At 71.3% G+C, this 4,337-nt stretch carries 1 protein-coding gene; it reads left to right on the top strand.

Going from position 1 to position 4,337, the window contains the following annotated elements; all coding sequences use genetic code 11:
- The first annotated feature begins 48 nt into the window (after positions 1-48).
- Positions 49-4,335 (top strand): discoidin domain-containing protein, encoded by a 4,287-nt coding sequence (locus ABD52_RS36485; protein WP_047894759.1) that lies wholly within the window; start codon positions 49-51, stop codon positions 4,333-4,335.
- Positions 4,336-4,337: the final 2 nt, after the last annotated feature.

The raw sequence follows: 4,337 nt of genomic DNA, 5'->3' as shown, positions 1-4,337 counted from the left end.
CCCCCGAACGCCTCTCCACCTCCCCCGGGAAGAAGGTGTCCGTCCACCATGTCCAGACTCCGTACCGGAATCGTCGCGGTGCTCGCCGCGGTCGGCCTGGTCGTCACCGCGGCCCCCGCCCCACCGGCCCTCGCCGCCGGCGGCCCGAACCTCGCCGCCGGACGTACCGCCACCGCCAGCAGCGTCAACGGCCCCTACGTCGCGGCCAACCTGACCGACGGCAACCAGGGCAGCTACTGGGAGAGCAGCGGCGCGCTGCCCCAGTGGGCGCAGGTCGACCTCGGCACCAGCCGCGCCGTCGACCAGATCGTGCTGAAGCTCCCGGCCGCCTGGGAGGCACGCACCCAGACGCTGTCCGTGCAGGCCAGCGCCGACGGCAGCGGCTTCACCACTGTCGTCGCCGCGGCGGGCCGTTCGTTCAGCCCGGCGGCCGCCAACACCGTGACGCTCGGCTTCACCGCCGCGAACGCCCGCTACCTGCGGGTCGTGATCACCGCGAACACCGGCTGGACCGCCGCGCAGCTCGCCGAGCTGGAGGTGTACGGCGCGGCCACCTCCTCGACCAACCTGGCGCTCGGCCGGACCATGACCGAGAGCGGCCACGCCGACGTGTACGGCGCGGGCAACGCCAACGACGGCAACGCGGCCACCTACTGGGAGAGCCCGAACAACGCGTTCCCGCAGTGGGTCCAGGCCGACCTGGGCGCCGCCACCAGCGTCAACCGGCTCGTGCTGCGGCTGCCGTCCGGCTGGGGCGCCCGCACCCAGACGATCACCGTGCAGGGCAGCACGAACGGCTCCACGTTCGGCACGCTCGTCGGGTCCGCGTCGTACGCGTTCGACCCCGGCGGCGGCAACACGGTGACTGTGACAGTGCCCACCGCGTCCACCCGCTACCTGCGGCTGCTGTTCACCGCGAACAGCGCCTGGCCCGCCGGGCAGCTCGCCGAGCTGGAGATCTACGGCCCGGTCACCGGCGACACCCAGGCGCCGAGCGCGCCGGGCAACCTCGCGTTCACCGAGCCCGCCACCGACCAGGTGCGGCTGACCTGGACCGCGTCGACCGACAACGTGGGCGTCACCGGCTACGACGTGTACGCCAACGGTGTGCTGCGCACCAGCGTCGGCGGGTCCACGCTGACGTACACCGACACCCAGCCGGCCGGGACCACCGTCTCCTACTACGTGCGGGCCCGGGACGCGGCCGGGAACGTGTCGGCGAACAGCAACACGGTCACCCGGACCGGCAACACCGGCGACACCGTCGCGCCCACCGCGCCCGGCAACCTGGCCTACACCCAGCCGGGGAGCGGGCAGATCCGGCTGACCTGGACCGCGTCGACCGACAACGTGGGCGTCACCGGCTACGAGGTGTACGCCAACGGCACGCTGCGCACCACAGTGAGCGGGTCCACGCTCACGTACACCGACAGCCAGCCGGACAGCGCCACCGTCTCGTACCACGTCCGGGCCCGCGACGCCGCCGGGAACGTGTCCGCGAACAGCAACACCGTCACCCGCACCGGCAGCACGTCCGGCGGCACCAACCTGGCGGTCGGCAAGCCCGCGACCGCGTCGTCGATGGTGCACGTGTTCGCCGCCGCCAACGCCGTCGACAACGACGTCTCCACCTACTGGGAGGGCGCGCCCGGCGCGTACCCGAGCACCTTGACCGTCGCGCTCGGCGCCAACGCCGCCATCAGCGCCGTCGTGGTGAAGCTCAACCCGGACCCGGCGTGGGGCGCGCGCACCCAGACGTTCCAGGTCCTCGGCCGGGAACAGTCCGCGTCCGGCTTCACCAGCCTGGTCGGCTCCGCGACGTACTCCTTCAACCCGAACAGCGCCAACACGGTGACCGTCCCGGTCTCCGCGACCGCCGCCGACGTCCGGCTCCAGTTCACCGCGAACTCCGGCTCCTCCAACGGGCAGGTCGCCGAACTCCAGGTCATCGGCGTCCCGGCGCCGAACCCGGACCTCACCGTCACCGCCGTCACCGCGTCGCCGTCCGCGCCGGTGGAGACCGACGCGATCACGTTGTCCGCCACCGTGCGCAACGTCGGCACCGCGGCCTCCGCCGCCACCGCCGTCACCCTCTACCTGGGTACGACGAAGGTCGGCACCGCCGCCGTCGGCGCGCTCGCCGCGGGCGCGTCGAGCACCGTCTCGGCCGACATCGGGGTACGCGACGCCGGCAGCTACCCGCTCACCGCGACTGTCGACGAGTCGAACGCGGTGATCGAGCAGAACGAGGCGAACAACTCCTACACCAGCCCGACCGCGCTGACCGTCAGCCCGGTCGCCAGCTCCGACCTGGTCGCCTCCGCCGTCACCTGGTCACCCGGCACGCCGAGCGCCGGCGCCACCGTCTCCTTCGCGGTGACGCTGCGCAACCAGGGCACGATCGCGTCGGCGAGCGGCGCGCACGGCGTCACGCTGACGGTGCGCGACCAGTCCGGCGCGGTGGTCCGCACGCTCACCGGCTCGTACAGCGGCACGATCGCCGCCGGTGCCACCGCCGGCCCGGTGTCGCTCGGCACCTGGACCGCCGCCAACGGCCGGTACACGGTGCGGGTGGTGCTCGCCGACGACGCCAACGAGCTGCCTGTCAAGCGGCAGAACAACACCAGCGACCGGTCGCTGTTCGTCGGCCGCGGGGCCAACCTGCCGTACGACGCGTACGAGGCCGAGGACGGCGCGACCGGCGGCGGCGCGCAGGTGATCGGCCCGAACCGCACCATCGGCGACCTCGCCGGGGAGGCGTCCGGCCGCCGCGCGGTCACACTGAACACCACCGGCGCGTACGTCGAGTGGACCACCCGCTCGGCGGCCAACGCCCTGGTCGCCCGCTACTCCATCCCGGACGCGCCGGGCGGCGGCGGGATCGACTCGACCATCAACATCTACGTCAACGGCGTGCTGCACAAGCCGATGAGCCTCACCTCCAAGCACATCTGGCTCTACGGCGCCGAGGCCGGGCCGAGTGACTCGCCGAGCGCGGGCGCGCCACGGCACCTGTACGACGAGGCGAACGTGCTGCTCGACACCACGGTCCCGGCCGGCAGCCGGATCCGGCTCCAGAAGGACCCGGCGAACACCACCACGTACGCGATCGACTTCGTCGACACCGAACTGGTGTCGCCGCGCGCGAACCCCGACCCGGCCCGCTACAAGGTGCCGACCGGGTTCAGCCACGCCGACGTGCAGAACGCGCTCGACGCGGTACGGATGGACACCACCGGCACCCTGGTCGGCGTCTACCTGCCCGCCGGCACGTACGAGACCGCGCAGAAGTTCCAGGTGTACGGCAAGGCGGTGAAGGTCGTCGGCGCCGGCATGTGGTTCACCCGGTTCCAGACGCCGCGCAACCAGCAGAACACCGACGCCGGTTTCCGGGTCGAGTCCTCGGCCAGCGGGTCGACGTTCGCCCACCTGGCGTTCTTCGGCAACTACACCAACCGGATCGACGGGCCCGGCAAGGTGTGGGGCGAGCTGAAGGACGTGGACGACCTGACGCTGGACAGCGTCTGGGTGGAGCACACGGTCTGCGCGTACTGGGGGGTGAGCGTGGACGGGCTGACCATCAGGGACAGCCGGTTCCGCAACACCTTCGCCGACGCGGTGAACATGACGAACGGCAGCACCAACAACCTGGTCACCAACTCGGAGGGCCGCTCCAACGGCGACGACGCGTTCGCCCTGTTCTCCGCCACCGACCAGGGCGCGTCAGGCGGCAACCACGGCAACGTGTTCGAGAACCTGACCGCCACGCTCACCTGGCGGGCGGCGGGGCTGGCCGTGTACGGCGGCTACGACAACGTGTTCCGCAACCTGTACATCGCCGACCAGCTCACGTACTCGGGCATCACGATCAGCTCGCTGGACTTCGGCTATCCGTTCGTCGGGTTCGGCGCCAGCCCGCCCACCCGGTTCGAGAACATCTCGCTGATCCGGTCCGGCGGGCACTTCTGGGGCGCGCAGACGTTCCCGGCGATGTGGTTGTTCTCCGCGTCGAAGGAGTTCCGCGGCATCCGGGTGACCGACGTGGACATCGTCGATCCGACGTACTCGGGGATCATGTTCCAGACCAAGTACAACGGCAGTCAGCCGGAGAACCCGATCACCGACACGGTGCTGACGAACGTGTCGATCTCGGGGGCGCGGCGCAGCGGTGACGCGTTCGACGCGAAGTCCGGCTTCGGCATCTGGGTCAACGAGATGCCCGAGGCGGGTCAGGGCCCCGCGGTCGGCGCGACGACCTTCACCAACCTCCGCCTGACCGACAACGCCCAGGACATCAAGAACACGACGACAACCTTCACCATCACCCGCAACTGACC

Origin of the sequence: Micromonospora sp. RV43 (genome assembly GCF_001029515.1) — a bacterium.
Taxonomy (GTDB): domain Bacteria; phylum Actinomycetota; class Actinomycetes; order Mycobacteriales; family Micromonosporaceae; genus Micromonospora; species Micromonospora aurantiaca.
This window is presented reverse-complemented; position numbering and strand designations above follow the sequence as displayed.